The organism is Agarivorans sp. 1_MG-2023 (assembly GCF_030548385.1).
Lineage (GTDB): Bacteria > Pseudomonadota > Gammaproteobacteria > Enterobacterales > Celerinatantimonadaceae > Agarivorans.
In genome coordinates, this window is sequence record NZ_JAUOSJ010000007.1 from 181,113 (window position 1) to 207,972 (window position 26,860).

The 26,860-nt window shown below is 43.8% G+C and carries 21 protein-coding genes and 1 pseudogene; 6 read left to right on the plus strand and 16 right to left on the minus strand.

The window, feature by feature from the left end:
- Nucleotides 1-24: 24 nt before the first annotated feature.
- The gene (gene rffA / locus Q4592_RS12315) at nucleotides 25-1,164 is read right to left on the minus strand and encodes a dTDP-4-amino-4,6-dideoxygalactose transaminase (RefSeq protein WP_303513376.1); all 1,140 of its coding nucleotides are present in this window, start codon (nucleotides 1,162-1,164) and stop codon (nucleotides 25-27) included.
- 168 nt (nucleotides 1,165-1,332) lie between these two features.
- On the opposite strand from rffA, the gene Q4592_RS12320 reads away from it, so the two are divergent.
- Nucleotides 1,333-2,685: a hypothetical protein gene (locus Q4592_RS12320; protein ID WP_303513377.1), complete on the plus strand. Its 1,353-nt coding sequence runs from the start codon at nucleotides 1,333-1,335 to the stop codon at nucleotides 2,683-2,685.
- On the opposite strand, the gene Q4592_RS12325 is transcribed toward Q4592_RS12320, so the two are convergent.
- From Q4592_RS12325 to Q4592_RS12340, 4 genes are read right to left on the minus strand one after another with little or no spacing between them, the layout of a single operon-like run.
- On the minus strand, nucleotides 2,682-3,491 hold the full coding sequence (locus Q4592_RS12325) for a hypothetical protein (protein ID WP_303513379.1): 810 nt from the start codon (nucleotides 3,489-3,491) through the stop codon (nucleotides 2,682-2,684). The two genes, Q4592_RS12320 and Q4592_RS12325, sit on opposite strands and share 4 nt — an antisense overlap.
- Before the next feature lie 26 nt (nucleotides 3,492-3,517).
- The gene (locus Q4592_RS12330) at nucleotides 3,518-4,342 is read right to left on the minus strand and encodes a glycosyltransferase (protein ID WP_303513381.1); all 825 of its coding nucleotides are present in this window, start codon (nucleotides 4,340-4,342) and stop codon (nucleotides 3,518-3,520) included.
- On the minus strand, nucleotides 4,339-5,244 hold the full coding sequence (locus Q4592_RS12335) for a glycosyltransferase family 2 protein (RefSeq protein ID WP_303513384.1): 906 nt from the start codon (nucleotides 5,242-5,244) through the stop codon (nucleotides 4,339-4,341). The genes Q4592_RS12330 and Q4592_RS12335 overlap by 4 nt, the downstream gene beginning before the upstream one ends.
- A 43-nt stretch (nucleotides 5,245-5,287) precedes the next feature.
- Complete coding sequence (locus Q4592_RS12340; RefSeq protein ID WP_303513387.1) at nucleotides 5,288-7,078, minus strand: polysaccharide deacetylase family protein; 1,791 nt, start codon at nucleotides 7,076-7,078, stop codon at nucleotides 5,288-5,290.
- Nucleotides 7,079-7,334: 256 nt separating this feature from the next.
- On the opposite strand from Q4592_RS12340, the gene Q4592_RS12345 reads away from it, so the two are divergent.
- Entirely contained in the window at nucleotides 7,335-10,376 is a 3,042-nt protein-coding gene (locus Q4592_RS12345; RefSeq protein ID WP_303513389.1) for a bifunctional diguanylate cyclase/phosphodiesterase, read from the plus strand.
- Nucleotides 10,377-10,531: 155 nt separating this feature from the next.
- Nucleotides 10,532-11,182: pseudogene (locus tag Q4592_RS12350) on the plus strand (class I SAM-dependent methyltransferase); the annotation flags it as partial.
- 409 nt (nucleotides 11,183-11,591) lie between these two features.
- On the opposite strand, the gene Q4592_RS12355 reads toward Q4592_RS12350, so the two are convergent.
- The 10 genes from Q4592_RS12355 to Q4592_RS12400 all read right to left on the minus strand — a co-directional run bounded on the left by Q4592_RS12355 (nucleotide 11,592) and on the right by Q4592_RS12400 (nucleotide 23,096).
- A complete protein-coding gene (locus Q4592_RS12355) occupies nucleotides 11,592-12,002 on the minus strand; it encodes a GNAT family N-acetyltransferase (protein ID WP_303513391.1) in 411 nt (136 codons plus the stop codon).
- Complete coding sequence (gene fabV / locus Q4592_RS12360) at nucleotides 11,999-13,192, minus strand: enoyl-ACP reductase FabV (protein ID WP_303513394.1); 1,194 nt, start codon at nucleotides 13,190-13,192, stop codon at nucleotides 11,999-12,001. Before fabV ends, Q4592_RS12355 begins: the two co-directional genes overlap by 4 nt.
- 101 nt (nucleotides 13,193-13,293) lie before the next feature.
- On the minus strand, nucleotides 13,294-14,892 hold the full coding sequence (locus Q4592_RS12365) for a diguanylate cyclase (RefSeq protein WP_303513396.1): 1,599 nt from the start codon (nucleotides 14,890-14,892) through the stop codon (nucleotides 13,294-13,296).
- Between the two features lie 233 nt (nucleotides 14,893-15,125).
- A complete protein-coding gene (locus Q4592_RS12370; RefSeq protein ID WP_303513399.1) occupies nucleotides 15,126-16,598 on the minus strand; it encodes a dihydrolipoyl dehydrogenase in 1,473 nt (490 codons plus the stop codon).
- Between the two features lie 74 nt (nucleotides 16,599-16,672).
- On the minus strand, nucleotides 16,673-17,401 hold the full coding sequence (locus tag Q4592_RS12375) for a glutathione peroxidase (RefSeq protein WP_137674427.1): 729 nt from the start codon (nucleotides 17,399-17,401) through the stop codon (nucleotides 16,673-16,675).
- A gap of 268 nt (nucleotides 17,402-17,669) precedes the next feature.
- Complete coding sequence (locus tag Q4592_RS12380; protein WP_303513403.1) at nucleotides 17,670-18,527, minus strand: ABC transporter permease; 858 nt, start codon at nucleotides 18,525-18,527, stop codon at nucleotides 17,670-17,672.
- A 2-nt stretch (nucleotides 18,528-18,529) separates the two neighbouring features.
- Nucleotides 18,530-19,771, minus strand: coding sequence for an ABC transporter permease (locus Q4592_RS12385; protein WP_303513405.1), 1,242 nt, complete (start codon nucleotides 19,769-19,771; stop codon nucleotides 18,530-18,532).
- Between the two features lie 43 nt (nucleotides 19,772-19,814).
- Complete coding sequence (locus Q4592_RS12390; protein WP_303513407.1) at nucleotides 19,815-20,861, minus strand: ABC transporter substrate-binding protein; 1,047 nt, start codon at nucleotides 20,859-20,861, stop codon at nucleotides 19,815-19,817.
- Between the two features lie 18 nt (nucleotides 20,862-20,879).
- Entirely contained in the window at nucleotides 20,880-21,989 is a 1,110-nt protein-coding gene (locus Q4592_RS12395; protein ID WP_303513409.1) for an ABC transporter ATP-binding protein, read from the minus strand.
- A gap of 207 nt (nucleotides 21,990-22,196) precedes the next feature.
- Complete coding sequence (locus tag Q4592_RS12400; RefSeq protein WP_303513412.1) at nucleotides 22,197-23,096, minus strand: LysR family transcriptional regulator; 900 nt, start codon at nucleotides 23,094-23,096, stop codon at nucleotides 22,197-22,199.
- Between the two features lie 126 nt (nucleotides 23,097-23,222).
- Between Q4592_RS12400 and Q4592_RS12405 the strand changes: the two genes are divergently transcribed.
- Nucleotides 23,223-24,218, plus strand: a complete 996-nt coding sequence (locus tag Q4592_RS12405; RefSeq protein ID WP_303513415.1) for an NADP-dependent oxidoreductase — start codon at nucleotides 23,223-23,225, stop codon at nucleotides 24,216-24,218.
- Nucleotides 24,219-24,274: 56 nt separating this feature from the next.
- Here the strand turns inward: Q4592_RS12405 and Q4592_RS12410 are convergent, their stop codons facing one another.
- The gene (locus tag Q4592_RS12410; protein ID WP_303513417.1) at nucleotides 24,275-24,892 is read right to left on the minus strand and encodes a glutathione S-transferase family protein; all 618 of its coding nucleotides are present in this window, start codon (nucleotides 24,890-24,892) and stop codon (nucleotides 24,275-24,277) included.
- A gap of 106 nt (nucleotides 24,893-24,998) precedes the next feature.
- Between Q4592_RS12410 and Q4592_RS12415 the strand changes: the two genes are divergently transcribed.
- Together Q4592_RS12415 and Q4592_RS12420 are read left to right on the plus strand one after the other, a co-directional pair.
- Nucleotides 24,999-25,880 (plus strand): LysR family transcriptional regulator, encoded by an 882-nt coding sequence (locus Q4592_RS12415; RefSeq protein ID WP_303513419.1) that lies wholly within the window; start codon nucleotides 24,999-25,001, stop codon nucleotides 25,878-25,880.
- Between the two features lie 28 nt (nucleotides 25,881-25,908).
- Entirely contained in the window at nucleotides 25,909-26,853 is a 945-nt protein-coding gene (locus tag Q4592_RS12420; protein WP_303513422.1) for a chemotaxis protein, read from the plus strand.
- The last annotated feature ends 7 nt before the right edge of the window (nucleotides 26,854-26,860 follow it).

Below are 26,860 nucleotides of genomic sequence, written 5' to 3' on the forward strand. Positions count from 1 at the left end.
ATAAATTGGGCTTTATGACGCGAGTTAAGTAAGTCCGAAAAAATATAGAATCTCATTAGAAACCTTATCGGCTACTTCCTCATCGTAAGCCGAGCATAGCGGGAGTCGCAATAAGGTTTGGCTAACGTGCTCGCTTACAGGAAGCATGCCGCGCTTGTAACCGTAAGATTCGCCCATAGGCGAAGTGTGTAATGGTATGTAGTGAAATACAGACATGATTCCACATTTCTTAAGGTGGGATATTAAGCGCGTTCTAGTCGATAAATCTTCCAACAATAAATAAAAAATATGGCTGTTATGTGCGTTGTATGAAGGAATGAAAGGCAGCTTTGCTAAGCCTTTGGTTTCAAGAATTGCTAATCGGCTTTTATAGCGAGTGTATACATCCATTCTTCGTTTTTGGATACTTTGAAAATTTTCTAATTGAGCAAGTAAGAAAGCAGCAGATAAATCTGACAAAATGTAAGAGGAGCCAATAGACTGCCAAGTGTATTTGTCTACTTGGCCGCGGAAAAACTGTGCTCGGTTAGTTCCTTTCTCACGTATCACTTCTGCAGTTTCTTTTTTGCGGGTATCGTTACTAATTAATGCCCCACCTTCGCCGCATATAATATTTTTGGTTTCATGAAAGCTGAAAGCTGAAAAGTCGCCGAATGTGCCTAGTGCTTGGCCGTTGTAACTGGATCCGATGGCTTGCGCGGCATCTTCAATAACTGTTAGATTATTAGTATCTGCAATATCCATCAACATTTTCATATCACAACTAATACCAGCGTAGTGAACGGGCACAATCACCTTGGTTTGGCTTGTGATTAAACTATTGGCGTGATCTAAGTCCATATTGAGAGTAAGCGGATCTATATCAGCAAAAATAGGTTTTGCACCGCGTAGACAAAAAGCGTTAGCTGAAGACACGAATGTGTATGACGGTAAAATAAACTCACTTGATGTTGTTAAGTTACTTAACATTGCAGCGATTTCTAGCGCAGATGTACAAGATGTGGTGAGTAAAGCTTTGCCTTCCAAGTTTAAAATTTTGTTAAGCAAACTTTCACATTTCTTGCCAAATGGCCCATCTCCAGCCGTGTGCCCATTCATAACTGCTTGAGAAATATAATATAGCTCTTTGCCTGAAATATAAGGAGTGTTGAAATTAATGTTCATTGTTTTACCGCAGCAATCTACATGGCTAGTTTTTGTCGCTTGTATAATACTTTAAAACTGTTGGCTGCACAGTAAATCGAATTATCTAGGTAGTAATTTTATCGTTTGTCGTTATGAGTTGTAGTAATCTGCTCTGATTCGTTAATTTGTTCTCATCGGTACACCAACATGACGCTCGTTGATCTCATTACAGGACTACAATTAAAGCTTATTAAAAGCAAATTCAAGAAAATGTACAGGGACGCTCAATTTGACATGGCGAGTATAGACAAGGCCGTTGGTGAATTAGCAATCAAGCGGCTTAAAATGAGTGATTTGGCTAAGCATTCAGGAACTAAACGTATTGGCGCTAGTGTAATAGCCACAGAATTGTATGATAGCGGTGGGCATAGTCCTATTTTGTTTAACTTCGTTCGTTCACTTGAAAAGGATATGAGTGTTCAATGCCTTTTTACTCAGCTTTCAGGATCTAAACAAAATGCACCCTTACGACATAGGCAGCTAGATGATCTCGCCATTGTTGGAGGGGTAGATTACCAACGAATGCAGTTTCTAAAGAATGCTAATGATATATTCCAGTCCGTGGTTGATGGCGGTAGCAATATAGTTTTTATTTTTACTCACCCGCATGACATGTTAGCGGCTGCGGTTGTTGCTTTGTTGAAAAAACATACTGATATTAAAGTGGTTTATTATAACCATGCAGATCACTTACCTAACTTGGCTATGAGTCAGGCTGATCTAGTAATTAACTTTAGAGAGCCTGCCATTTATATTACTCAGCATCTACGTAAGCTACACAAAACAACCAAATTACCTCTTCAGTCCTTAGCTAAGACTGATACTCACTATCTTAGTAAAGTAGAGCAGCAGCAACTTCGTTTAAAGTTAGGTATTCTTAAAGAAGAAGAGTTCACTTTAAGTGGTTTTGATAGCCACAAAATATTTTCTGATGATAATTATGAGTACTTATACCTAATCAAATCCTTGCTAGTAAAAAGGCCTAAACTTAAGCATTTGTTAATATCAAATTTAAATAGTGAGCAAATAGATATAGTTGAAAACATCTTTGCTGATAAGCCAGAGGTGCGTTCCCGATTTCTATTACAAGACATGATGCCAAATTTTAATGAATTGTTTCAAAGCTGTGACTTGTTTATAGATAGTTTCCCTCAAGGAAGTGCCCTAACCCATATTGATATGATGAGAAACAGAAAACCCACCGTAGTAAAAAAATGCGTTGAGAATGGACTTTACTCCTTTGAAGAATACTTACCTGCTAACTATCCTTATGCTTTTGAAACACCTGAAGAAATGCAAAAGGGTATTGAATATTTGTTGAATCACCCTAGCGAAGCCTTGAAGGTCGTTGAAGAAAACTACCAACACTATCTTTTCTATAATGAATTTTCAGTAGTAAAGCAAATTTATTTAGATTTAGTTAATGATACTGAAAATTTCAAATCTTGGATTGTGCCTATCCTTAAAAAAGGAACAGTGAGCATTGGCCATTTATCTTAATTGATGCGTGTCAGCTTACCGTAAATAAACTCTATACGCTTTCGAAGACTATAGAAAATTTTTCGATTTAGTATTTGGTTTAAATAATTTGAATTTGTAATGATTAATTTGGTACAGGTTGTTCTAATATATTTTGTTTTTAAAGCTCTATGATATTTTTTTAATAAGAGCCTCTTGCTCTCATCAAAGCTTTGATTAATATTCCCTCCGCTATTGTGGCGTAAATGAAAGTCAATCACGTAGGCATTGAAGCCTAAGATATTAGCTAATATACACATATCAGTACCGTATAGGTGGAAGCCTGATAAGTCTTTGGATATTGATAATGCTGCATTTTTTTTAACAACAATAAAATTTTCATCTAAGCTTTTAACTTTTTTTGGAAAACTACCTATATTTATGTTGTCGTCATGCGGGTCGCTAATTCTCATAGCGTATTGCTTAAAATCAACATAACCTGCATTGCCACAAAGTGCCCAATTGGGATCTAATTCGTTTAATTCCTGCAGTACCGTTGATAGTTTCTCTTGATTATCAAAATCTAATAACACATCTTGATGGCAAATTATTAAATATTCGGCATTAGCGTGAGTAATAAATTTTCTTATCGCTTGATAGGCATCAAATTTGTTTCCAACACTATTATCCGCATAGATAAACTGGGAGTTTTCTTGGGTGAAGCCTGCAGCTGAAAACGAGTGAAGCATTCCTTGGTATTCATTGAGATCTGTTACCAGTGTGCAAATTGAGAATTGGTAATCGAAATTTAATTCTCCAATTTCTTTCGCTTTAACCGTGTGTGTCATATTGTTACTCTGATAGCTATTCGAAACTACTTTAAATACTGGTCTACACCATTTTCACAATAGTATAGTTGCTTGGTTTTGTTTTCTTCGATAATCCGTAAGTTTGTGCTAACGTCTGCACGCCTTTCAATATGATGTAGATGGTACACAGGGACGATAAATTTCACACTTTTTTCATGGATGTTTTTTCCATTGAAACGCCAACCTAGGTCATCGTCTTCACCACCTACACCTGGCAAGCTTTCGTTGTATCCGTTTATTTTTAACATGTCGACTTTTGCTACAGACCAATTGCAGCCAACAATGTTGAGATATTTTTTGGTTTGTCGTTTATGTAAAAAACGGGAGCGAAAACCTATTTCATAGTTTTTTGTATGATCTATAAACAATGGTAAGCTGAGCAGCAGATAAGCTAGACGGTTTTCTAATAGTTTAAGTAATAGTGGCTTGGACCTCATCCATTTTGATAAAGATGGCCCTAAGTGTACCCGTCTACCTACGCATACTCGACCAAGTTCTCGTTGCCTTAGATGCTCTTCTACGTAACGGCTATGCGGTAAACAATCACCGTCTAAAAACATTAGATAGTCGTTACATGCTGCAGCGACTGCTTTATTGACAGCTTTTGTTTTTCTAAACCCGCGATCTTCTTGACTAATATGATGAATCAAAAAACTAAAGCTGTGATTATTTAAGTAATCATGAACGGACTCGCTTTGGCCATCTTCAGCAATAATTACTTCAAACGCTTTCTCTGTCTGTTGCTCCAAGGCGTATAAAATAGCATTGAGTGCCTCGACATCTTGGTAAATGGAAATTATGACACTTGCTTTTAAAGAAGAGTTGTTCATTGATTACCCTGTTTATATCTCAGAGACTGTTTTTGGGGACAGCCCTTGAGCAAAAATTTAAGTAGTGGTTTTCTGGCTGGTTTTATTAAGGAACGTTTGTATTCTTTGAGAAAATAGATACTTTTTATAATCAACCTTGAAGGCCAAGAGTAGTGTTTGCTTAACAAGCGATAAAATGAGATATAAAATTCTTGTTCTATTTCTAGATCCCTTTCAGTGCTTCCTCCACCAATATGAATGACTTTTGCTCTATTTAGTAAGTAAATAGTCTTACCGGCTTTATGTAAACGAATAGCAAAATCCTCTTCTTCACAGTAGAGGAAGTATCCAGTGTCATAGCCGCCTTGTTGCTCAAAATCGCTGCGCCTAAAAAACATTGTAGCTCCACTAATCACAGGGACAGCAATAGGCTGTTGATAGTCCATTTTTCTTTTAGGGTAAACGCTTGGGTTAAAAAGCCTAGGTAGTGAGTTGCCAAACAACTTATTTGCTACGCTAGGAATGTATTCAAATGAGGCGGTACGTTGATTGCTCTCACTGTATATTGTGGGGCTACAGAGAGCTACGTTAGGATTTTGTTCCATAAATTCAAACATGACTTCTAAGCTGTTAATCGCTATACGGGTGTCATTATTTAAAAAGAAAATATACTTTCCATTCGTATGAGAAAAGCCAGCCATATTTCCGGCAGAAAAACCTAAGTTAAACTCATTTTTTACCAACTTGACCCAAGGATATAGACTAATATTAGCCTCTAGCATTGTTAATTCATTTCTATTGGAAGCGTTATCAACAACAACTGCCTCAAATGACAGATTTGGTTTGCAGTTTTCTATCGACTTTAAACAGTCTAGAGTGTGCTCCGTTGAGTTGTAGTTGATCATTACAATAGAAATGTTCATTGTTGAGCCTGTTTAAAGGTTTTTAGGGAGGAATTGCGCATAACTAATCTGTCTTTTTATTCAGTAGCTTTTTGTAGGTGTAATTTCCTTTAACTTTTCGCCACAAGCCAAATTTGGTCGTGCTTGGGAACATCACAATCCGTCGTATTTGTTGTAAATCTTGGTGCATGCCTATAGGGCCTGAATCTGTCGCAACCGTATAAGTATAGCCTGCTTGTTTAGCTAACAACTTGGTTTGCTGGTTATGGTTGCCATAAGGGTAAGCAAAGGTGTTGAGCTTACGGTCTAGTAAACTTTCTAGCTCAGCTTTGTTTTGTTCAATTTCTTGTTGTTGCTCAGCTTCAGTTAATTCTGCTAACTTAGGATGAGTCACTGTATGCCCGCCTATTTCCACATAACCACTTTGGTCTATCTTGCGCATAGTCTCAGGGGTCATTAGCTCAAACCGTTGGTCAGGTTTTGTAGGGTGGCTTACATCCCATTGGTTATGATCAGTGCCACTCACGGCATAAATTACTGCTTTAAACTGATATTTTTTGAGCAAGGGCAGCAGCAAATCGTAATTATCTTGGTAGCCATCATCAAAGGTAAGAATAATATAGCGTTTACCGTGGTTAAAGCGATGCTCAAGCCCTACTTTTGCTAACTCGCTAAAAGTAATGGGGGTTAGCCCCATCCACTTAATGGTTTGAAAATGCTCTTCTAATCGCTGCGCAGTAACATAAGTCCCATATGCGCCATGTTGCGTTGGGTCGTCAATCACCCGGTGATACATAATGATGGGTACTTCGCGCTGTTTGGTGTAAACGTAAGCGCTTTGATAAATATCTAAGAGCTTTTTAGATACTTCATCAAGGTCGTACTCAGCTTTTATAGCTGTCACTAATTGCTCACTTACGGCGGTGTTTTGCGGCAAATCCAAGAGTTGCTTTGCAAGTTGCTGATAGTCGATATCCAGCTCAGTTTTACCGTCATCGGCTACATCACCAAAATTGCTGGCTAATGCTGCGGGTAAATTATTCAAGGTGATAAAACCTAATGCTTTAGCTTCGCCCACGGCAAACACAGGCTTTTGGCACAACAGCGCTTCCATTGCGACACGCCCGGCACCTATGACCAAATCAGCTTGGCTAATGGTTTGGCGGATATCTTGGCTGTAACCACAAAACTCTACTTTGTCCTCAAACTCGGCAAACCGCACTTCGGTCTTGCTACCACTAATGACTTGCACTTGGTTTGCATCTAAATTGATGGTTTGTTTTAACAGCTGATACACCAACTCGCCTTTGGGTCCAGTTAATCTGCCAATGATTTGAATGACAGGCTTTTGATTATTGGTTGCAGGTAAGGGGTGAAATGCTTGGCTGTCTACGCCATTACGTACCACACTGACTTGCTGCTCTGGCACACCCAAGTCTCTTATAATTTGCTGGGCTATGTTTTCACAAACGGCAACTGCGTGGTAACCCAAGGCATGGAATTTTTTGCGTGAACGATGCACCGGTTGGCGACCGTGTACACTGGTAACCATTGGTGTATTGGTGAGCTTACAAGCGATATAAGAGGACCAACCTGATGCGCGGCTGTGTGCGTGGACCAGTTGAATTTTATATCTAAGAATTAGATAGATAAGGTAGAATACGTGCCATACTCTGCGGGGTAAGCTTCGTTTATTGAAACGTAATCTAAAGTGTTGTCCTTGATGGGGGCAACTTAAGGTATCAGAGACGTAAAATACTTGATGTCCTCGCTGAGTTAGCCGATCGCCAACTTGAGTGGCGTAGACTTCGGCTCCGGTCACTTCGAGTTGTGATAGAGCCATCAAAATATTCATAAATATGATAAACCTTGCTGTAGTTTGATAGCATATTCTACAGAAGAGGCTTGGTTCCGCCTAGTAGTAGGTTCAAGCTCTGAAAATATGAGTAAAAACGGATAGTTGGTGACAAAGGTGGCGGTTTATTTCTGTGGGTAAGTGTTTAACAAGCGTCTCTTCACTCATCAACTCAAAGCGTAGCTATTTGGGTTTGCTTGGCTTGCTGTTACTTTCTTTGGTTTGTTCTGCTGAAGCCCGCACTGCTCGAGTCCTCATGCTCAATTCTTACCAGGCGGGTATGCAGTGGGATGCTAGTTTTGACTTAGGCTTGCGCCAGCAAGTTGGCGACCGCTCGGTATGGATGTTTAACCACCGTATTGAACCTTCTCCTAATCAAGACCCCAGTTACCGCTTAGCCCAATTTGATTTACTGAATGAGATTATTCTCTATTACCAGTTTGATTTAGTGGTGAGTGTAGGTGAGCAAGCGCTTAATATTGCCCTCGCTTTGCAAGATGAGGGTATCTTGCAAGCCCCCATTGTGGCTGCTGGCGCTGACTTGTCTGCCTATATGGGACCGCGAGAGCGGCGAATTACTGGTATTCATGAGCAACTCGCTATTCGCGAAAACTTGTTACTTATTCGTCAATTAATCCCCGATTTAGAAGCCGTTCACTTATTGATTGATGACCAGCCTGGCAGTGAACATATTCGCAAAGCGTTTATTCAATTGGCCGATCAACTGGCTATTCCCTATACCCTTTGGCAAGAGCAAGATTACGAAGAAGTAAAAGCTAAAACGTCGTTACTTAGTGCCAACGAGGCGATTTTATTGGGGGTTTTACAACAAGCGCCAACCGGGAAAACTCAGTTAACCGAGCAACGGGTTCAATCTTTATCTATGGTATCGCGCGCGCCCATGTACAGCCTTTGGGAGTATGCGGTGGGTAATGGCGCGGTAGGTGGATTTGTTACCCAGCCTAAACCTTTAGGCGAAGCGATTGGTAATATGGTGTTAAAAGTATTGCTTGGCACCGACGTACGTGATGTCGCGATTAATGCGCGCGGTCCGCAAACCTATTTGTTTGATAGTACTCAACTAAACCGTTGGAAGGTGTCTCGGGCTAATTTGGCCACAGGAAGTGAGTATTTAAATCAGCAGGCCTACCAATCGTGGTCGCAGCGCTACCAAACGAGTTTGATGATGACAGGGCTGAGCTTGTTCGCTGGGCTACTGTTGTTTGCTTTGTGGCGGGCTTACGGCCGCGCTAGAGCAAATTTGCTGCAGCAGAAAAAGCAGCTATCGTCGGTATTTAGTCAAACCGAGCAAGCCTGTGCGCTGTTGGACGAGAATGGCCATGTCTTGTTAATCAACCAAGCATTAATGGATTTACTGGGTGACCGCGCGGGTTTTATTATTGGTAATTCATTGCTCGATAGCCACATTTGGGAACATCAGTCGGCGCTTAAGCAGCAGTTGCGAGAAGGTATTGCTAAAAGTTTGAGTGGCGACGCGGTGCATTTTCAAGCCGAGTTTGATCAAGGCAAACACAGTATTCTGTATGATTTTGCTATGAGCCCGCAGCTCGACCACAGCAATCGGGTTGAGCAAGTGGTATTGGAAATGAGAAACCTTGCACTGATTCAGCAGCAACATCGTCAACTTAAGCAAAGCGAAACCCATTACCGATTACTGTTTGAACAAAGCCCAGCCTTGTTAATGTTGGTGAATCGCTTGGGGGTGATTGTTTGTTGTAACAAAGTGGCGGCTAAGCATTTGGGTTATCCCCGTAAGCAACTAGAACTGTCGCAACTACGCAGTTTATACGGTGAGGCAGAGCAGCAAACGACTTTGTTGGAATACCTAGACACTGTAGGCAAGCACAAAGTGACTCGCCAAATTGCTTATCGCAATAGTAAAAACCAGCAACTTTGGTTTAAAGAGTCGTTTGTGAGAATGGCTGAAGAAGACGTATTTATGTTGGTATGTGAAGACGTTACCGCGACTCGCAGCCTAGCCGAAGAGTTGGACTTTCATGCAAACTTTGATTTGCTCACTGGTATATACAACCGTGGCTTTTTTGAGCGGCGTTTAGAGCTACTGTTAGGATCAAGCCAAGATAACCAACTGCACGCTTTGTTGTTCATTGATTTAGCCCAGTTCAAAGTTATCAACGATACCTTTGGTCATGGCTCGGGTGACCAAGCACTTAAGCAGGTTGCCGGAGTATTAGAGCAGCTATTGCCTCGCTCAGCCATTGTTGCCCGTTTGGGAAGCGACGAGTTTGCCATATTACTGGAGGCTTGTTCGCAACAAGACAGTTTAGATTTTGCTAATCGAGTCATCGACAGGCTTAACGATAGTCACTATGTGCGTGATGAGCGGATGTTTAGTTTTGGTTGTAGCATTGGTTTAACCTTGTTTCAGCAGCAACAAGGTTCTGCTCAAGAGCTGATTGCACAGGCCGACAATGCTTGTTTCACAGCAAAATCTCTCGGTCGAAATCGGGTATATTTATACCAAATGGATGACCAAATGCTGCTCGAGCGGCAAGGCCAAATGGAATGGGTCACTCGTATTCAACAAGCGCTGCGTGAAGAACGCTTCTTGTTATATGCGCAAGCGATAGTGCCGGTTACCGCTAATGACGATGATTATCTGCATTATGAAGTGCTACTGCGGATGATTGACGAAGCGGGTCGAATTGTACCGCCTGGGGCCTTTTTACCGGCCGCTGAAAATTACAATTTGGCTGACCAAATTGATAAAGTCGTTATTGCTAAGAGCCTGCAATGGTTAGCCGAAAATCCTGGCCACCTTACCCGATTAAACATGTGTTCAATGAACCTGTCTGGGCAATCTTTAGGTAGTGCCGAATTTGTTGAGTGGCTGCTAAATACGCTAGAGAATAGTGCGTTGCCAATGAACAAATTGTGTTTTGAAACCACCGAAACCGTAGCGATTGCCAACTTAGATATTGCTACCGAGTTCTTTAACAAAGTAAGGCAATTGGGCTGTAAAATTGCTCTGGATGATTTTGGTTCTGGGCTATCGTCGTTTGGCTATCTTAAAAACCTGCCGATTGATTACCTGAAAATTGATGGCATCTTCATTCGTGATTTAGAGAATGACCACATGGATGCAGCAATTGTAAAAAGCATCAATCAAATGGCGCATGTTATGGGTAAGAAAACCATTGCCGAGTTTGTTGAGAACGATGGGATTAATCAAATTCTGTCGGAAATTGGTGTCGATTATGCTCAGGGCTACCATTTTGGTAAGCCAGTACCTATCGAGATGTTAGTGCTTAACTAGCCGCGACTAGATAAACTAGCCACCTTATTTTTTCTTGGAGAGCTCGATTGAGTAACCAGCAACCACGTTTATTTTGTGAAGACAGCGCTAAGCCAGAATATGCCGCGAGTTTAGTACAGCGTTTTGCGTTGCTGCAGTGTACGCAACTACCTGTTAGTGGTTTTTGCTTGATACTTGATGAAGATAGCTTGCGTTTACGTTGGTGCGATGAGGCCAAGTTGGGAGATATCTCTGTGGACTTTCTTGCCGGCAGGGCTGCTCATCGTCGTCAATATGGCGGCGCAGAAGCCGTTAGCAAGGCCGTAGGTGTTAAGAAGGGTCAACGCCCTAGTGTAATTGATGGAACCGCTGGTTTAGGCCGTGACGCCTTTGTTTTGGCTAATCTAGGCTGCCAAGTCACCATGCTTGAGCGTTCTCCGTGGGTAGCTGCTTTGTTAGCCGACGGTTTGCGCCGTGCAGAAGCTGACTCGACGATTGGTGAATGGGTGAGTGAACGAATGGGCCTAATCCATGCTAGTAGTATTAACGATTTACCCCAGCATCAGTTACAGGCTGATGTAGTGTATTTAGATCCCATGTATCCACACCGCAAAAAATCGGCGCAAGTGAAAAAAGAAATGCGTATCTTTCAACACTTGGTGGGTGCCGATGTAGATGCAGATCTATTACTTGAGCAAGCCTTTGCTGCAGCCACTAAACGAGTTGTTGTAAAACGGCCTAATTACGCTGAACCTTTAGCCGGTAAGGCGGCACAGAATCATCTTGAAACCAAAACTCACCGCTTTGATATTTATTCAATCATTTAGCGCTAGCTAAAGTCATTTAAAAACTGTATTTGGCGGCTCTTGGTTGCACAATAAATCCATTATCTATTGATATCACTCAATATTTTTTTGCGAACCTGCGCTTCTAGCGATATCGTCCTTACAGATGGTTGATTGATATAAATGAGCAAAAACAGCAGCTTAAGTTCAAGCTATGAGCTTACGGCTCAATTCCTTGATCTGGATCACGTATCGGTTGACTTTAAGTGAGCTCGATCTAGTTTCTTGTGATTGAAAAGGAAAATACTTGCATCAAGAAAACGCTATCATTACTCTATTTTTATCGCGCCAAGGATTGGAGCGGTATCGAAAGAAATAAGATCTGACCTTTGTTGACCGACAGAAAAACTGGAGAAGCGATTGCTTCTCCTTTTTTTTGTGAAAAATTTACTTAGGGCAGTGGTTTCGACATTTTCACGTAGTCTACACCGTGTTTATCAAATACCTCACTGGTCACGCTGAAACCCAAACCTTGATAAAAGCTAATCGCGCTGCAGCGAGCGTCAAACCAAAATAGTTCCAGCATGGTGGATTGCTGTAGTGCAATTAAATGTAGCAACATATGGCTACCAAAGCCCTTGCCTTGATGTTCAGTTAAACACGCAAATTTACGCAAGCGAATGTGCTTATTTTCTACAAATAAAGATGCCACCATGATGAGTTTTCCGTCCAGCCAGCCACCGTAATGTTGGCCAGTGGCATCTTCGGCCACGCGGCAAAATGCTTGGTCGTGATCTGGCCAAAGTACCTGCTGACGAATATCTAAGGTTTGCTCCGCATCTATGCGAGTAATATTTATCATGGCTGTAGTTTTTCTAATTCACTCATATCAATACTTTGTTGGTAGTTAACACCCTCTACAGCAAAGCCATTGAGGCGCATAAAGGCAGCCTTGTAGCCACTAAAATCAGTGAGTTGTTTAAAATTGGCTGGGCTTATCGTGTTATAACGCTGATCGATTTGTTGCTGAACTTGAGTGCTGAGCTCTAGATCATCGATGCGGATTTGCTTAAGGCTATCAAGGCGTACTTCGCCATCTTTAGGGTATAGGTGTTGGCTAAACAAGCGGTAAGCTTGCTCAATACATTCTTCATGAATACCGAGCTCTTTCATCACTTGGTAGAGCAAGGCAATGTAAGGTGACATCACCGGAATATATACACTGGCTTTGGTGACTAAGGCCTTACAAACACAAGCGTAGGCATGGCCATTGAGCTGTTTGTTTAGTTGAGTGTCTAACTCTTGTGCGGTGGCGTGAAGGTGCTGTTTTGCGCGGCCGATGGTACCGTCACGATAAATTGCTGCGGTACGCTCTGGCCCAACGTAGGAGTAGGCTATGGTATTGCACGCTTCGGCTAGCACGTCTGCTTGCTGCAAGGCATCTATCCAGTTTCGCCATTCATCGCCACCCATGACTTTGGTGGTGGCTTCTACTTCTTCGGTATTGGCTACCTCGACGGATTGCGCTTCTAGTTGTTCGGTTTCCAAATTGATGCTGTAACCATGCATGGCTTTGTCGGTTGTTTTGAGTACCGATTGCCACTGTCCTGACGCTGTTTTTCGCTTGCCGGTGGCGAGGCTATAAATCACCAAGTCCACTTTGCCACCAAACTGATTTTTGATGTAGTCAATGACTTGCTCACGCATGGCTGGGTTAAACGCATCGCCTACAAAGTTTTTGGCTATTAGACCTCGTTGCTCGGCTAATTCTCTGCAGTAGATATTATTATACCAACCGGCGCTACCCACGCCTTTTTCACTGGGGCCGCGCTCAAAAGACACCCCAATGGTGTCGGCACCTCCGCCAACAGCGAGGGCAAGTCTTGAGGCTAAACCAAAGCCAGAAGACGCACCCAATATCAGTACTTTTTTGGCGCTATTAAAAGGCGCTTGTTGCTGAATATAATCGGCTTGTTGTTGAAGATAGGCTTTACACCCTGGGGGATGGCAATTACGCGCAACGTTACCGCTTAGCTGCGGAGAAATAAGCATGATGGCTCCAAGAATTGGGTCGTAGAAGATCCAGTGTAGCGTACTTTATCGGCGGAAATCGCAATCAATATCAAGCTAAGTTTGCTCAGTACGTTGCGAGTTTACAGCGACTCCTGAATGGCTAGCGGTTTGGTCTTTCGTTTGCGTTGCGCTTTCTGCTGATACATGGTCATGTCGGCGCGATAAAACAGTTGCTCAGGGTCTTGGCATTCGTCAGTTGTGGCACAACCAAAGCTGATGCCACTATGGGCTGAGCCATTGAGTTGGACTATTTTGTCGGCAATGGCGAGTTTTTCGTCCATTTCGCTGCGGTTTAAATGGGTAGAAAAGGCGGCAAATTCGTCTCCGCCGATACGGAATAACTGCACTTTTTCTGTTAGCACCATGCTCAGCGCTTCCGCCACCAGTTTAATCAGCTTGTCACCTTCTTGGTGTCCAGATTGATCATTAATACTTTTTAAGTAATCGATATCGACTAAAGCTAAGCATGTAGATTGGCTGCCGGTAAACTCAATATTGTTCACGTACTCATTAAATGCGTAGCGATTTTTTAGATTGGTGAGTGCATCGAGGCGCGCCGCATCACGTTCTTGATTGAGCTGTTGAGTGACCAGCAACGATTCTAAAGTGAGGCGTTTAAACTTGTAGTGTAAAGCTAAAGACATAAACAGGGTGCTAAGTACGCAGCTAATAATTACCGAGAGATCAGCAGCCAATAGGGTTGTGCTATTTTTCGGCACCATAGACATAGTGAGCAGCATGGCTGGAATCAGTAGCAATAACGTCGATAGAATAAACAATTGAGCTTGTTTTGAACCCTGGCGCCAGCACTGCAGCGCGCTGGCTAAGGCTAACGAGATCCATAACACCACTACGCTATAAATCAGCACCACCGCATAATTAACCCAAATGGCAGCAATGGGGACGGCAATAATGCTCAGTCCCACAATATAGCGGCTGGCATGCCATAGTCGTGGAGCGTACTTTTCTAAATTGAGAAATCGGCTATAGAACAACACGCTAAATACCGGAATTGCTAAAATGGGTAACAGGTGGATGCTGAGTAGTTTGATGTGAAAGAGGTGTACCCCAACATGAAAGATAAACCCCAGCGACAAGGTAATTGAAAACAAATAAGTGCTGAAATAAGCAAACACTCTATCTTGTTGCACTAGACCTACCGCCCCATTGTAAATAGCTAGAATGAGTAAGGCCCCTAAACAGAGAGTAATAACACTGGCTCGCCAATGATAAAGCTGGGTCATTTCAGATTTTAGGCCAAAACTCAGTTGCGGCTGGTCGGTATAGTATTGGCTGGAGATGCGAGTAATCAGCCAATAACCGCCTAAAGTGGGCGTATCTATGTGTCGCGCATAGCTGAAGAGGTAGTCGTAGGAATGCAAATAACCACTGCTCAGGTGGCGAATTTGATTACCTTCTGAATACAGGTAATAGTCGATGTTTTCTATTACTGGTCCTTCTACATTGGTGATCCATTGATTAGGCTCTGTAATATTCAGTTTTTTAACTAACCAGTAGCTACCACCGGTTAGGCTTACCCGCTCTGCTTTGTTTAGTTTGTTTAACCAAAGCGGAATATCGCTGTAACGATGCGGCAATACTTGCTGGTCTTCTGCATAATAGATCTGTTGCGAACTAGCACTGAAAGGAGTAGCAGATAGCGATGGCGCAAAGGCCACAAGTGTCGTTATAACTAGCGTAAGTAAACATCTAAGAAAAGACATAAGCGTTTGTATCGACCATCCTTGTACCCACAAAACTGTCATTAGCATAGAGGAAAGCGCCGCTAATGATAAGTGCTGTTATCAATAGTTGCTGATGCTACCATTTTTATTGATTTTTGTATCACTAGATATAAAAAAGCCCCTGTTGCTCAAGCAAAAGGGGCAATGTACTTGCTAGATGAATTGGATTAGCTACCTACTCCACACTCCATACAAGCATCAATCATTTCTGGGCCAAGGTGCAGCTTAGCGTTTAAGTCGCGCAGTGCGGTGCGCACTCCTTCTTCAATCACCGGGTGATAAAATGGCATATCTAACATTTGTGATACGGTCATTTTTGCCTGATGCGCCCAAGCTAATAGGTGAGCTAAGTGTTCAGCGTTAGGGCCAATGATCTCGGCACCTAAGAAGCGTCCGGTACCTTGTTCACCATAAAGGTGAGCGATACCTTTATTAACCAGCATCACGCGGCTACGGCCTTGGTTTTCAAAGCTCACAGCGCCTACTTCAAAACAGCCACAGTTACCTAGGCGCTTTTCAATATCGCGGTAGCTCTCGCCAACCATCGCAATTTGCGGGTCACTAAATACCGCAGCAATAGAGCTACGGCGTAGGCCTGCTCGTATGTCGTTGCCTCTGCCTGCATTATCACCGGCAATTTTTCCTTGGTCTGCGGCTTCGTGTAACAAAGGAATTTGGTTGCTGGCATCACCGGCAATAAAAATATTGCTGAGTGAGGTTTGCAAGGTGTAGTGGTCGGCTACCGGCACACCTCGTTGATCCAGTTGAATATCGAGTTTGTCTAAACCAAGTTTATCGGTATTAGGTTTGCGACCAGTAGCAGCAACTAAGTAATCTACTTCGGTTTCAACGGTGTCGCCTTGCTTATCAATATAGCGAAGCTTTACGCCCTGTTCGCTGCGTTCAATCAGATCTACTTTGGCATCAGAATCTAGGTAAAACTCTTCGCTATAAGTGGTATTGGCGTAGTCGGTTAACGCTGGATCTGTTAATGGGCCTACTGCGCCGCCAACTCCAAACATTAGCACTTTTACTCCCAAGCGATGTAAGGCTTGGCCAAGTTCTAGTCCAATAACGCCTGGTCCAAATACTGCCACCGATTCTGGTAGGCTGTCCCACTCAAAAATGTCGTCGTTAACTAACAAACGATCACCTAATTCAGCCCAGGGTGCCGGGAATGCTGGGCGAGAACCACTGGCGATAACGATGCGTTTAGCTTCTACAATCGTGGAGCCGCCATCTGAGTGACTTACATTCAGGTGGTGCTGGTCTATAAAGTCGGCATAGCCATCTAGTTTGTGCTCAGGATCAATGCCTTCCACCGACTCTAATACAAATCCTACAAAGCGATCGCGTTCGGCTTTTACGCGTTGCATTACCGCGTGGCCATCAATTTGTGGTTTACCAAGGTTTACCCCAAATCGGGCTGACTTTTCATATTGATGCGCATTTTCAGCCGCGGCAATCAGTAGTTTACTCGGCATACAGCCCACTCGCGCACAGGTAGTGCCGTAAGGACCAGCCTCAATCATTAATACTGAATCAGTATGCTCTTTAGCAGCTCGATAAGCAGCAAGGCCAGCAGTTCCGCCACCGATCACGGCAACATCTACAGTTTTTTTAGCGCGTATATTAGACATGGTTACTACCTTTAAAAATACCAGCGAATGGGAAAGTACAGGCGAGTAGACCGACTCGCCTGAGTTTTTATTGCTTACGCTAAGTAAGCTTCTAAGTCGTCACTGCCGCCAATGTGCTTACCGTCTACAAATATTTGTGGAACAGTGCTGCGACCGCTTAGTGCTTTTAGGCTTACGCTGGTGGCGTCGGTGCCCAATACTACTTCTTCAAAAGATAAACCTTTGGCTTTAAGTAAATCTTTGGCTTTTGCACAGAATGGGCAGCCTGGTTTAGTAATAATGCTAATAGCTGCAGGTTTCTTGGCATCGGCATTAATGTAGTTAAGCATGGTATCTGCGTCTGATACTTCAAACGGGTCGCCCGCTACGTCAGCTTCAATGAACATTTTTTCGATAACGCCATTTTTCACCAACATTGAGTAGCGCCAGCTGCGCTTGCCAAAGCCTAGGTCAGCTTTGTCTACTAACATGCCCATGCCTTCGCTGAATTCACCATTGCCGTCTGGCACTACAGTGATGTTTTCAGCTTCTTGGTCGGCTAACCAAGCATTCATTACAAAGGTATCGTTTACGCTTAAACAAACAATCTCATCAACGCCGTTTTCTTTTAATACACCGGCTAGTTCGTTGTAGCGTGGTAAGTGAGTTGATGAACAGGTTGGAGTAAATGCACCTGGTAAGGCAAATACTACAACGGTTTTGTCTTTAAATAGTTGCTCGGTAGTAATGTCTACCCATGCATCGTTTTGACGAGTATGGAAAGTGACACTTGGAATGGTTTGGCCTTCGCGATTCTCTAACATAATGTTCTCCAAAAAGTTTTAATAAGTTGTTTCCGTTTGATGTAGCTAGTATCGATTTTTACATGCAATAAGTAAAAGCGATTGAATCTATTTTTACGATAGTCTTTGGCTATCGAAATAAATATCCAAGCATTTGCTTGCCAATCATAGTGCTGAAATAAGGATTTTGAGGAGTGAGTTTAGAAAATACTGATGATATTTTTGTTATTGATCAATTTAGCTAAGTGCTTTTAGTCAGTGATGGTAAGCGATTGAATTGCCGCGGTAATCAGCTATCGAGCTCACCGCTTTGAATTCGCTCGCTACGGGCGCGTAGGTACTCAATGGTAAACAGCAATAGGGCGGAAATGATAATGAGTAAGGTTGCTACCGCGAGTATGGTGGGATTAATTTGCTCACGTAAGCCAGAGAACATTTGTCGAGGAATTGTTCTCTGTTCTGGACCAGCTAAAAACAGCACCACCACTACTTCATCAAAAGAAGTAATAAAGGCAAATAAAGCGCCAGAGATAACACCGGGACGGATGAGTGGCATGATCACCTTGAAAAACGTCATAGTGGGGCGTGCTCCCAAGCCTAACGAGGCATTTACCAAAGAATAGTCAAAGCCCGACAGCGCGGCGTTTACGGTGATTAATACAAAAGGTGTACCGAGTGCTGCGTGAGCAAGAATCACTCCCAGATAAGAGCCCGCCAAATTGAGTTGGCTATAAAAGAAATACATGCCCGCTGCGGTAATAATCAGCGGCACAATCATTGGCGAGAGCAAAATCGCCATCCACAGTTTTTGCCAAGGCATGGCGGGGTTACTTAAACCAATCGCGGCTAAGGTGCCTAATACAGTGGCAATAAGGGTGGCAAAAATACCTATGATGAAGCTGTTCTTAATTGCTAATAACCACTTGTCATCATGCCAGATTTCGGCGTACCACTTGAGCGAATAAGCTTCGGGCTCTAAGGCCAGCATGCCTTCGGTAAAGCTGAAAAAGGGTTCTACATTAAACGACAGGGGAATAATCACTAAGATAGGCAGCATCAAAAAAGCTAGTACCAGCAAAGAACAAAAACGTAAGCCGTAGTGAGCCAGAATGTGCCAAAAGGTGAAGTACTTCGGATAGCTTTTCATGCTTAGCCCAACTTAATGTTATTCACGCCCACTAGGCGGTCGTAGATCCAATACAAGGCAATAATCAGTGCCAGCAATAACGAGCCCAAGGCTGCGGCTAACTCCCAGTTGTTCGACGACTGCATGTGGAAGGCAATAATGTTAGAAATCATCTGTCCATCGGTACCCCCTACAATGGCTGGGGTAATGTAGTAACCAATGGAAATAATAAATACCAGCAAGGCGCCTGCGCTAACCCCCGGTACGGTCATTGGTAAGTAAATTTTTATAAAGGCTGGTATAGGTCTAGCACCTAACGACAAGGCTGCGCGTAAGTAGCTGGGATCAATATTTTTCATCACGCTATACAGCGGTAAAATCATGAAGGGCAGCAAAATATGGGTCATAGCGATAATGGTGGCCGCTTGGGTATATAGCAGCTCAAAGGGCTCATCAATCAAACCTAGCGACTGTAAGCTTGAGTTGAGCACACCATTAGTTTGTAAAATGGCAATCCATGAGGTGGTTCGCACCAACAGCGAGGTCCAAAATGGTAGCAGTACCAGTACCATCAGTCGATTAGCTATTTTGCTAGGTGCAGTGGCCAGGTAATAAGCTAATGGATAGGCTAGCAGGGCGGTTAACAAGGTGATGTAAATGGCTATCTTCAAGCTTTTCCAATAAAGCTTTAGGTAGATTTGAGTATCGCGCTGTTCTATTTCGCCAGCGGGATTACGTTTTAAATCGAAAGTAGTGAGGTAATAGCTATCGGTGAATGGCTGACCAGCCCGTTTTACTGCGCGCCATAGGTCAATATTATGCCATTTTTTGGAGTAACTCAGTAATATGCTATCGCCATTTTCTTGTAACTCTTCTAAGGTTTTTTTCTTTAGTTTTCGCGCGCTTGATTTAATCAAGCTAGAGCTGCCGGGTTTAAGTCGGTTTACCTCTTCGGCTAATTTACCTGAGAGCCGCTGTTTGGATAAATCTTGTAACTCAATCGCAAATTGCTGCAAAGCCGCTGATGGCGGAAGATCATCGCCCGCTTCATCCCAGTTTTTTAGCTCCGCTAAACTCAGTGGTATCAGTTGGCTAACCGTAGGGTGATAAACGCTGCGGTACAGCATGGTGGCAATCGGTGAAATAAAGGTGATGAAGATAAACACCAGCAACGGCAGGGTAAACAACAGCAATAAGCGCTTTTTACGATTAAGCAGTCGCTTACTCTCGAGTATTTCTTCAACGCTTAGGCTGTTGTTATTCATCTTCACCTTCAATTTCAACTAGGGTTACTGGCGTAGCTTGCGCTTACTTAAGTAACCATTCGTTAAACTTCTCACCCAGTGACTCGCCATAGTCGGCCCAGAAATCACCTGACGCTTTTAGGCCCTCATCTAAATGCGAAGACGGTAGCTTGGGAATGACCGCTTTATCTACATAAGCGTAAGATGAATTACGGGTTGGGCCGTATGCCACTTCAGGCATACCACTTAAAGGCTTAGAGCCAGTAGCGAAGCGAATAAACTCCATCGCCAAATCTTTTTTCTTGGTGCCTTTTACAATTGCCCATACGTCCAAGTCGTATAGGTGAGCGTCCCACACCATTTCAAAAGGCTTACCTTCGCTTTGAATGGCATCAAAGATTCGGCCGTTGGCTGATTGGACCATTACCGCGCCGCCATCATTAAGCAGTTGTGGTGCTTGTGACCAGCTGTCGAACCAAACAATGTCATCGGCAATGGTGGCCAGTTTGGCAAAGGCACGTGCTTGGCCTTCGTCGGTTTCTAATACTTCATAAACCTGCTCTTTTGGCACGCCATCGGCGATTAATGCCCACTCAAGGTTTACTTGTGGGCGCTTACGTAGGGCGCGTTTACCTGGGTATTTCTTGGTATCAAACAAATCGGCAATAGAACTAGGCTGGCCACCCTTAATGGTGTCGTTATTAAAGGCATACAATACCGTCCATACAATATTCCCCACGCCACACTCGTTGGCTAATGCCGCTTCGCTGAAGTCTTTGGCTGCCGGGGTGCCATCGTCACCGGGGGGTAAACTGTCGTGGTCAATCACTTCTAGCAAGCCTTCAGAACAGGCGCGCTCTAAGTCAATTACCTCTACATCAATCACATCCCAAAGGATGTTACCGCTTTCTACTTGGGCTTTAATTTCCGCAATCCCGCCGGAGTAGTTTTCAAACAGAATGTTGTGACCCGTTTCCTTCATAAATGGATCAAGCATATGTTTTTGTTGGGCTGCACCGTAGGCACCACCAAAAGAGACCGCAGTGAGTTGGTCTGCGCTCGCAATATTACATACAGATGCGAGGGCAATAACTGGGAGTAAACGTTTCATAGGTACCTTCCTTTACCATTAAGAGCTCGGGGGTGGATTAAAAGCTAACCCGTCATTAACGGACCACGTTAGTTTAGTTGGCGCACCAGCATTAATGCTGGGCGCATCGTGATCGTTGAGCACTTTTACCATCAGCTCAGTTTTGTCACGAAGTTTGAAGAAGTAACGAATAAAGTCGCCCACATAAAGGCGGGTAATAAATTCAGCTTCAATACTATTTTCAAAGCTATGTTTGTCACTTTGGATGAAGAGGTTCTCTGGGCGTACTGCCAGTACACAGGCTTCGCCTGTTTCTGGGCAATCCATCGCTTGGCCAGTTACTACGCTACCGTCACTGAGCTCTACTTTCGCTAAGCCTTGAGCGCGATTGAGTACTTTGCCCGACAGGTGATTATTTTCACCAATAAAGTCGGCTACAAAGGCATTTTCTGGTCGTTCATACAATACATCTGGGGCGGCACATTGCTGCACCACGCCATCGTTAAATACTGCGATGCGATCCGACATGGTGAGCGCTTCGGTTTGGTCGTGAGTCACGTAAATAGCGGTGAACCCAATGGATTCGTGCAGGCGCTTAATCTCTAGCTGCATTTGCTCTCGCAAGTTTTTGTCTAGAGCGCCTAGGGGTTCATCCATTAATACAATTGAAGGCTCAAAGATAAGCGAGCGAGCCAAGGCCACCCGTTGTTTTTGTCCGCCAGATAGATGACCCGGATAGCGTTTACCAAAGCTATCTAGCTCTACCAGGGCTAAGGATTCCGCCACGCGGCGTTTAATTTCTTCTTTAGGTAGCTTGCGAACCACTAAGGGGTAAGCCAGATTTTCAGCCACGGTCATGTGTGGGAACAACGCATAATGTTGGAACACCATGCCAATATTGCGGTTGTAAGGAGCCACGTTGGTAATGGCTTGGCCGTTCACGAGGATTTGCCCGCTGGTGACATCCTCAAAGCCAGCTAACATCATCAAACAGGTGGTTTTACCGGAGCCGGAGGGGCCTAGTAAGGTAACAAACTCGCCTTTGCGAATGTCTAAATTGAAGTTTTTTACTACTAGGCTGCGCTGGTCATAACTTTTTTTAACGTCAACAAAGCGCACATATTGTTGGTCAGAGACCGGCTCGCTCATACACAGTTCCTTTTGCTAAGAGCTTGTTGCTAAAAGTAGACCAAGTTATTAAGAATTTCTATTAACACTAGCGTAACAAATAACCTTGCAGAGAAAAGTGCAAAGTTTGAGCAACTTAGCAATCACTGCGAAACAATCTACTGGCTTACATTCGTCGTTTGGTTGAAACATTTGTGTCATTTAACAATAGGCTGAATATCTGTCTAGTTACAGGGTTAAACGAGAAACTAAAAAATCTACAGCAACTTTTACTTTTGGGATCTGATATTTAAGCCCTTGGTATAAAAGAAAAATTCCTGAGGATTCCGCTGTAGATACTCGAATGTCTTGGCCCACATCAATCGTTACTAAACTGCCTTCGGCGAGCTGTTGGCTAATTCCCCATTCGGGGAGCAAGGCAATGCCTTCTGCGTTGATGGCAGCATTCACTAAGCTTGTACCATGATTAGAAATTAAGCGAATAGGAGCGCTTAATTCTTGCCATTGCTGCTGGTGTTTGTAGTACCAAGGTAATACTTTTTCAGGGCTGCGATAGCGAAGACTCGGGTGAGCGTTTAAGTCTGCAGGCGTATGAGGTAAACCATGTTTGGCCAAATACTTTGGTGCAGCGCACAACACAAAATGATTATTGGATAGCTTTTTAGCAATAATCCGATCATCAGGGGCATTACCCGCACGCACGGCAATATCGATCTGGTCGCGACGTAAATTACTGAGTTGGTCACTAAAGTGTAGATCGAGAACGATATCCGGATAAATCTGAGAAAACTCGCTAAGAATGGGGGCTAAACAAAGCTCTCCATAGCTGGGCATGGCACTTATCGACAGCATGCCACTAGGGTGTTGTTGCTGCTGTTTTAACAAATCTTCTGCATCATTAAGGCCATGTAAAGCAGGCAGAATTTGCTGGTAATACAGGGCACCTAACTCGGTCAGTTTCACTTGGCGGGTACTACGCTGCAATAGTTGCTGTTTTAGCATGGATTCTAGATCTGTAATCCGTCGTGATACCGATGAGGGTGGAACACTAAAGGCTGCTGCAGTTTGGGTAAAGCTGCCAGATTCGGCTAGATGGGCGAAGTATTGTAGCGCGCGTAACTTATCCATAAGGTTTCATTTTTGTCTAAAAGGCAATAAAGTTTAGCTGTAAGGGCTATTTATTCCAAGTTATGCATCTATTTATACTATTTCAACTAACAATGAACGGCTAAGGCCACTCAAAAAGGATGCGTAATGTCTAGTTATCAATCAATTCACTTAGTGAAACGCCCGGTTACCAGCATTGAAGCCAGTTGTTTCGAAAGCCAGCAGCACGCTGTACAGGCTTTGCAAGAAGGTCAATTTAGGGTTAAACAAACCCATATGTCTTTAGACCCTGCCATGCGCGGCTGGATGAGTGATGACCGTGATAGCTACATTCCACCTGTAGAGTTGGGTGAGGTAATGCGTGCCAGCGGTATCGCTGAGGTGGTTGAGTCGTTAAACCCGAGTTTCCCGGTTGGCTCTAGTGTAATGGGCATGTTTGGTTGGACCGAGCAAGCCATTAGTAATGGTGCTGGCGTAAACATTGTGCCGCCAGGTTTACCTGCTGAAGCCGTATTGGCAGTGCTTGCGCTACCAGGCATGACGGCTGCACAAGGTTTGTTAGAGATAGGTAAGCCTAAAGCGGGTGAGACCTTATTAGTGAGTGGCGCTGCGGGTTCGGTTGGTTCCTTAGTGGGACAAATTGCTAAAGCGGAAGGTTTGCGGGTGATTGGTGTTGCTGGCAGTGATGAAAAATGTGCGTGGCTGGTGGATGAACTGGGTTTTGATGGCGCAGTTAACTATAAAACCGACAACATTGCCGCCAAAGTGGCTGAATTGACACCCAATGGTGTAGATATTTATTTCGAGAATACCGGCGGTGCGATTCAACAAGTAGCAGTTGATAACATGAACGCACATGGCCGTATTGTGGTGTGCGGCATGATTGCCGATTACAACACTGAAACACCTTCAGCGGGACCAAACTGGATCGCTATTGTGAAGAAGCGCCTGAGCATACAAGGCTTTACCATGCCAGATCACTTCGACAAAGCGCCGCAGCTTATGCAGCAAGTTGGTGCTTACTTGCAAGCGGGTAAGTTGCAATATCGAGTGCATGTATTAGACGGTTTAGAGTCTGCTATAGAGGGTATTAACCTGCTGTTTAGTGGTCAAAACCAAGGAAAATTAATCGTTAAATTGTAAGCGCGTTTGACCAAGCCGATATTATTGGCTTGGTCCTTTTTTTAAGCTTATTGGCATCACGCTAATAAAGCTGATTCATCGTCTATCGAGACATAATTGTCTAACTGAGCAATGCCCTTACACCACGCTTGAATTGCGGGGTAGCTAGCCAAACTAAATTCGCCTTCTTCAGCCACGTGGGTATAGGCATACAAGGCAATATCGGCAATGCTTAAGCGCTCACCAACTAAATAATGGTGTTGGCTTAAATGCTTTTCCATTACGTCTAAGGCGGCATAGCCTTGGCGTTTTTTATCCGCCAGTTGGGCGCGTCGAGTTTCATTCAAACCAGCATGGCCTAGCCAAAACCGCACTGAAGCAATATTGGGTTCGTGACTGTATTGCTCAAAGCTCATCCATTGCAAAACTTGCGCTTGCTGCCAAGGGTCGGTAGGCCAATATTGGCTGCCTTGTGCCAGATAAAACAATACCGCATTAGATTCTGCTAAGCAGCGACCGTCGTCTAGCTGCAATACCGGAATTTTACCATTGGCATTGAGCGCCAAAAATTCAGGTGTATGGCTTTCTCCAGCAACAATATCATAGTGTTTTAGCTGAAAAGGCTGAGCCAATAAGCTGAGTAATAAGCGAATTTTGTAGCCATTTCCAGAGGGAAGGTAATCATGCAAAATCATAGCGGCTCCTTGCTAAGTGGTTGATGGCTTTAGTGTGGCAAGTTGCTTGTAGTTTGAATAACGATTATTTTTGATGGCAACTATTAACAAGAGTGATGGGTAATAAATGGATATTGATGCCTTACGGAGTTTAGTGGCTTTTGTTGAAAGTGGCAGTTTTACCCGAGCCGCTAGCCAAACCTTTCGCACTCAATCGGCGATTAGCGCACAAATGAAAAAGTTGCAGCAAGAAAGCCAAAGCCCCTTGTTTGAAAAAGAAGGCAGAAGTTTAGTACTTACTCCGGCAGGCCAAGCCTTAGCCAGTTATGCACGACGCATAGTTAGTTTGCACGACCAAGCTGTCACCGAGCTTAAACACAATCACGCTAATGTAGAGTTACGAATTGGCTGCCCTGATGATTACAGTGTGTCGGTATTGCCGGTGTTAAGTGAGCTATTGCAACAGCACATTCCTCACTTATGTTTGCGTTTGCACGCTGGGCCTAGCTACCAGTTGCGAGAGCGTTTAGATAGTGGTGAGCTGGATTTAGCTATTCTCACTCGCAGCCCAGATAGCGACGAGGGTTACTTGCTAAGGCACGATCAAGGCGTTTGGGTAAGCCCAAAACATCAAGACCTAAGCCAGCAACGGCCGATTCCTATCGCGCTATATGAAGCAGACTGTAAGTTTCATAGTAGCGCCATAGATGGCTTAGATAAGGCTGAGCTGCCCTATCGCTTACTGGCTACCAGTGCAAATCATAGCGGATTATATGGTATGGTTTCGCAAGGGCTTGCGCTAGCAGCAATGGCGCGATCTAGCAAAGGTGAATTGCAAGAATTGTGCGCTAAAACAATGCCGCCCTTGCCAGCAATTGATATTGTAGTTGTCAGTGCTACCCAGCCTCACTCGGCTTGCGGCAGTGCAGTTATAAAACAAATTTGTGAGCAGTTTCGCCAACTTGACCCGCTTGTAATAGAGCGTTCAAGGGCGACTGCCATTAGTTGATCGTTATCCGAAAAAGTAAGGATGCTTCATGAGTAGCGCCACGAGTCAGACACAAGGTTTATTGCATTTTAGGTTGTCGCTAAACCAATTATTTGCAATTGGCACCTTAAAGGTACGAGAGATTGTTCCTTATACTCGGCTTACCGCCCTGCCTCATTCTCATGAGCATGTATTAGGCTCTGCGTCCTTACGTGGGCAAACTATTTCGGTTATTGATATGGCCGCAGCTGTAGGTTATCGGCCGATTGCCGAAGACGAGCGCGATGCTTGTTCAATCATTATTACCGACGTAAGCCGCCAAACGGTAGGTTTTTTGGTGCGTGGTATTGACCGTATTACCGAGTGTCGCTGGCGCGATATCGATCCACCACCAAGCACCTTAGGTAAAGATGCTTACGTAACCGGCGTTACGCGGGTAGACGATAAGCTGATTCAGCTGTTGGATATTGAAAAGCTAATTGCTAGCGTATTTCCAGATGATGAAGACCGAATTCGCGTATCGGTCAGCCTGCCAGACCAAGCTATTCTTAGCCAACTTAAAATTTTGCTGGTGGATGACTCGGCCACGGCGCGTAAGCAGTTATCTAGCGCGCTGGATAGCATTGAAATTGACTATCAAATGGCTAGCGATGGTGCGACTGCTTTTAAAATGATGCAGCAATCCGCAGCCGCTAGACAACCGGTAGATGTATTAGTAAGTGATATTGAAATGCCAGGCTTAGATGGTTACGAACTGACGTTTGAAGTGCGTAGCGACCCCGGTGTAGCAGACGCTTACATTATCTTGCATACCTCACTATCAAGTGAAATTAGCGTAGACCGCGCGAGCCAAGTAGGTGCTGATGAAGCCTTAACTAAATTTGACGCAGCTGAACTGATCGATGCCATGTTACGCGGTGCGGAACGTGTTTCCGACAGTGAAACAAGGAGCTCCTTAGCAAAAAAGAACGGAATCCTTGAGGGGATCTTTTAAGGCTCTA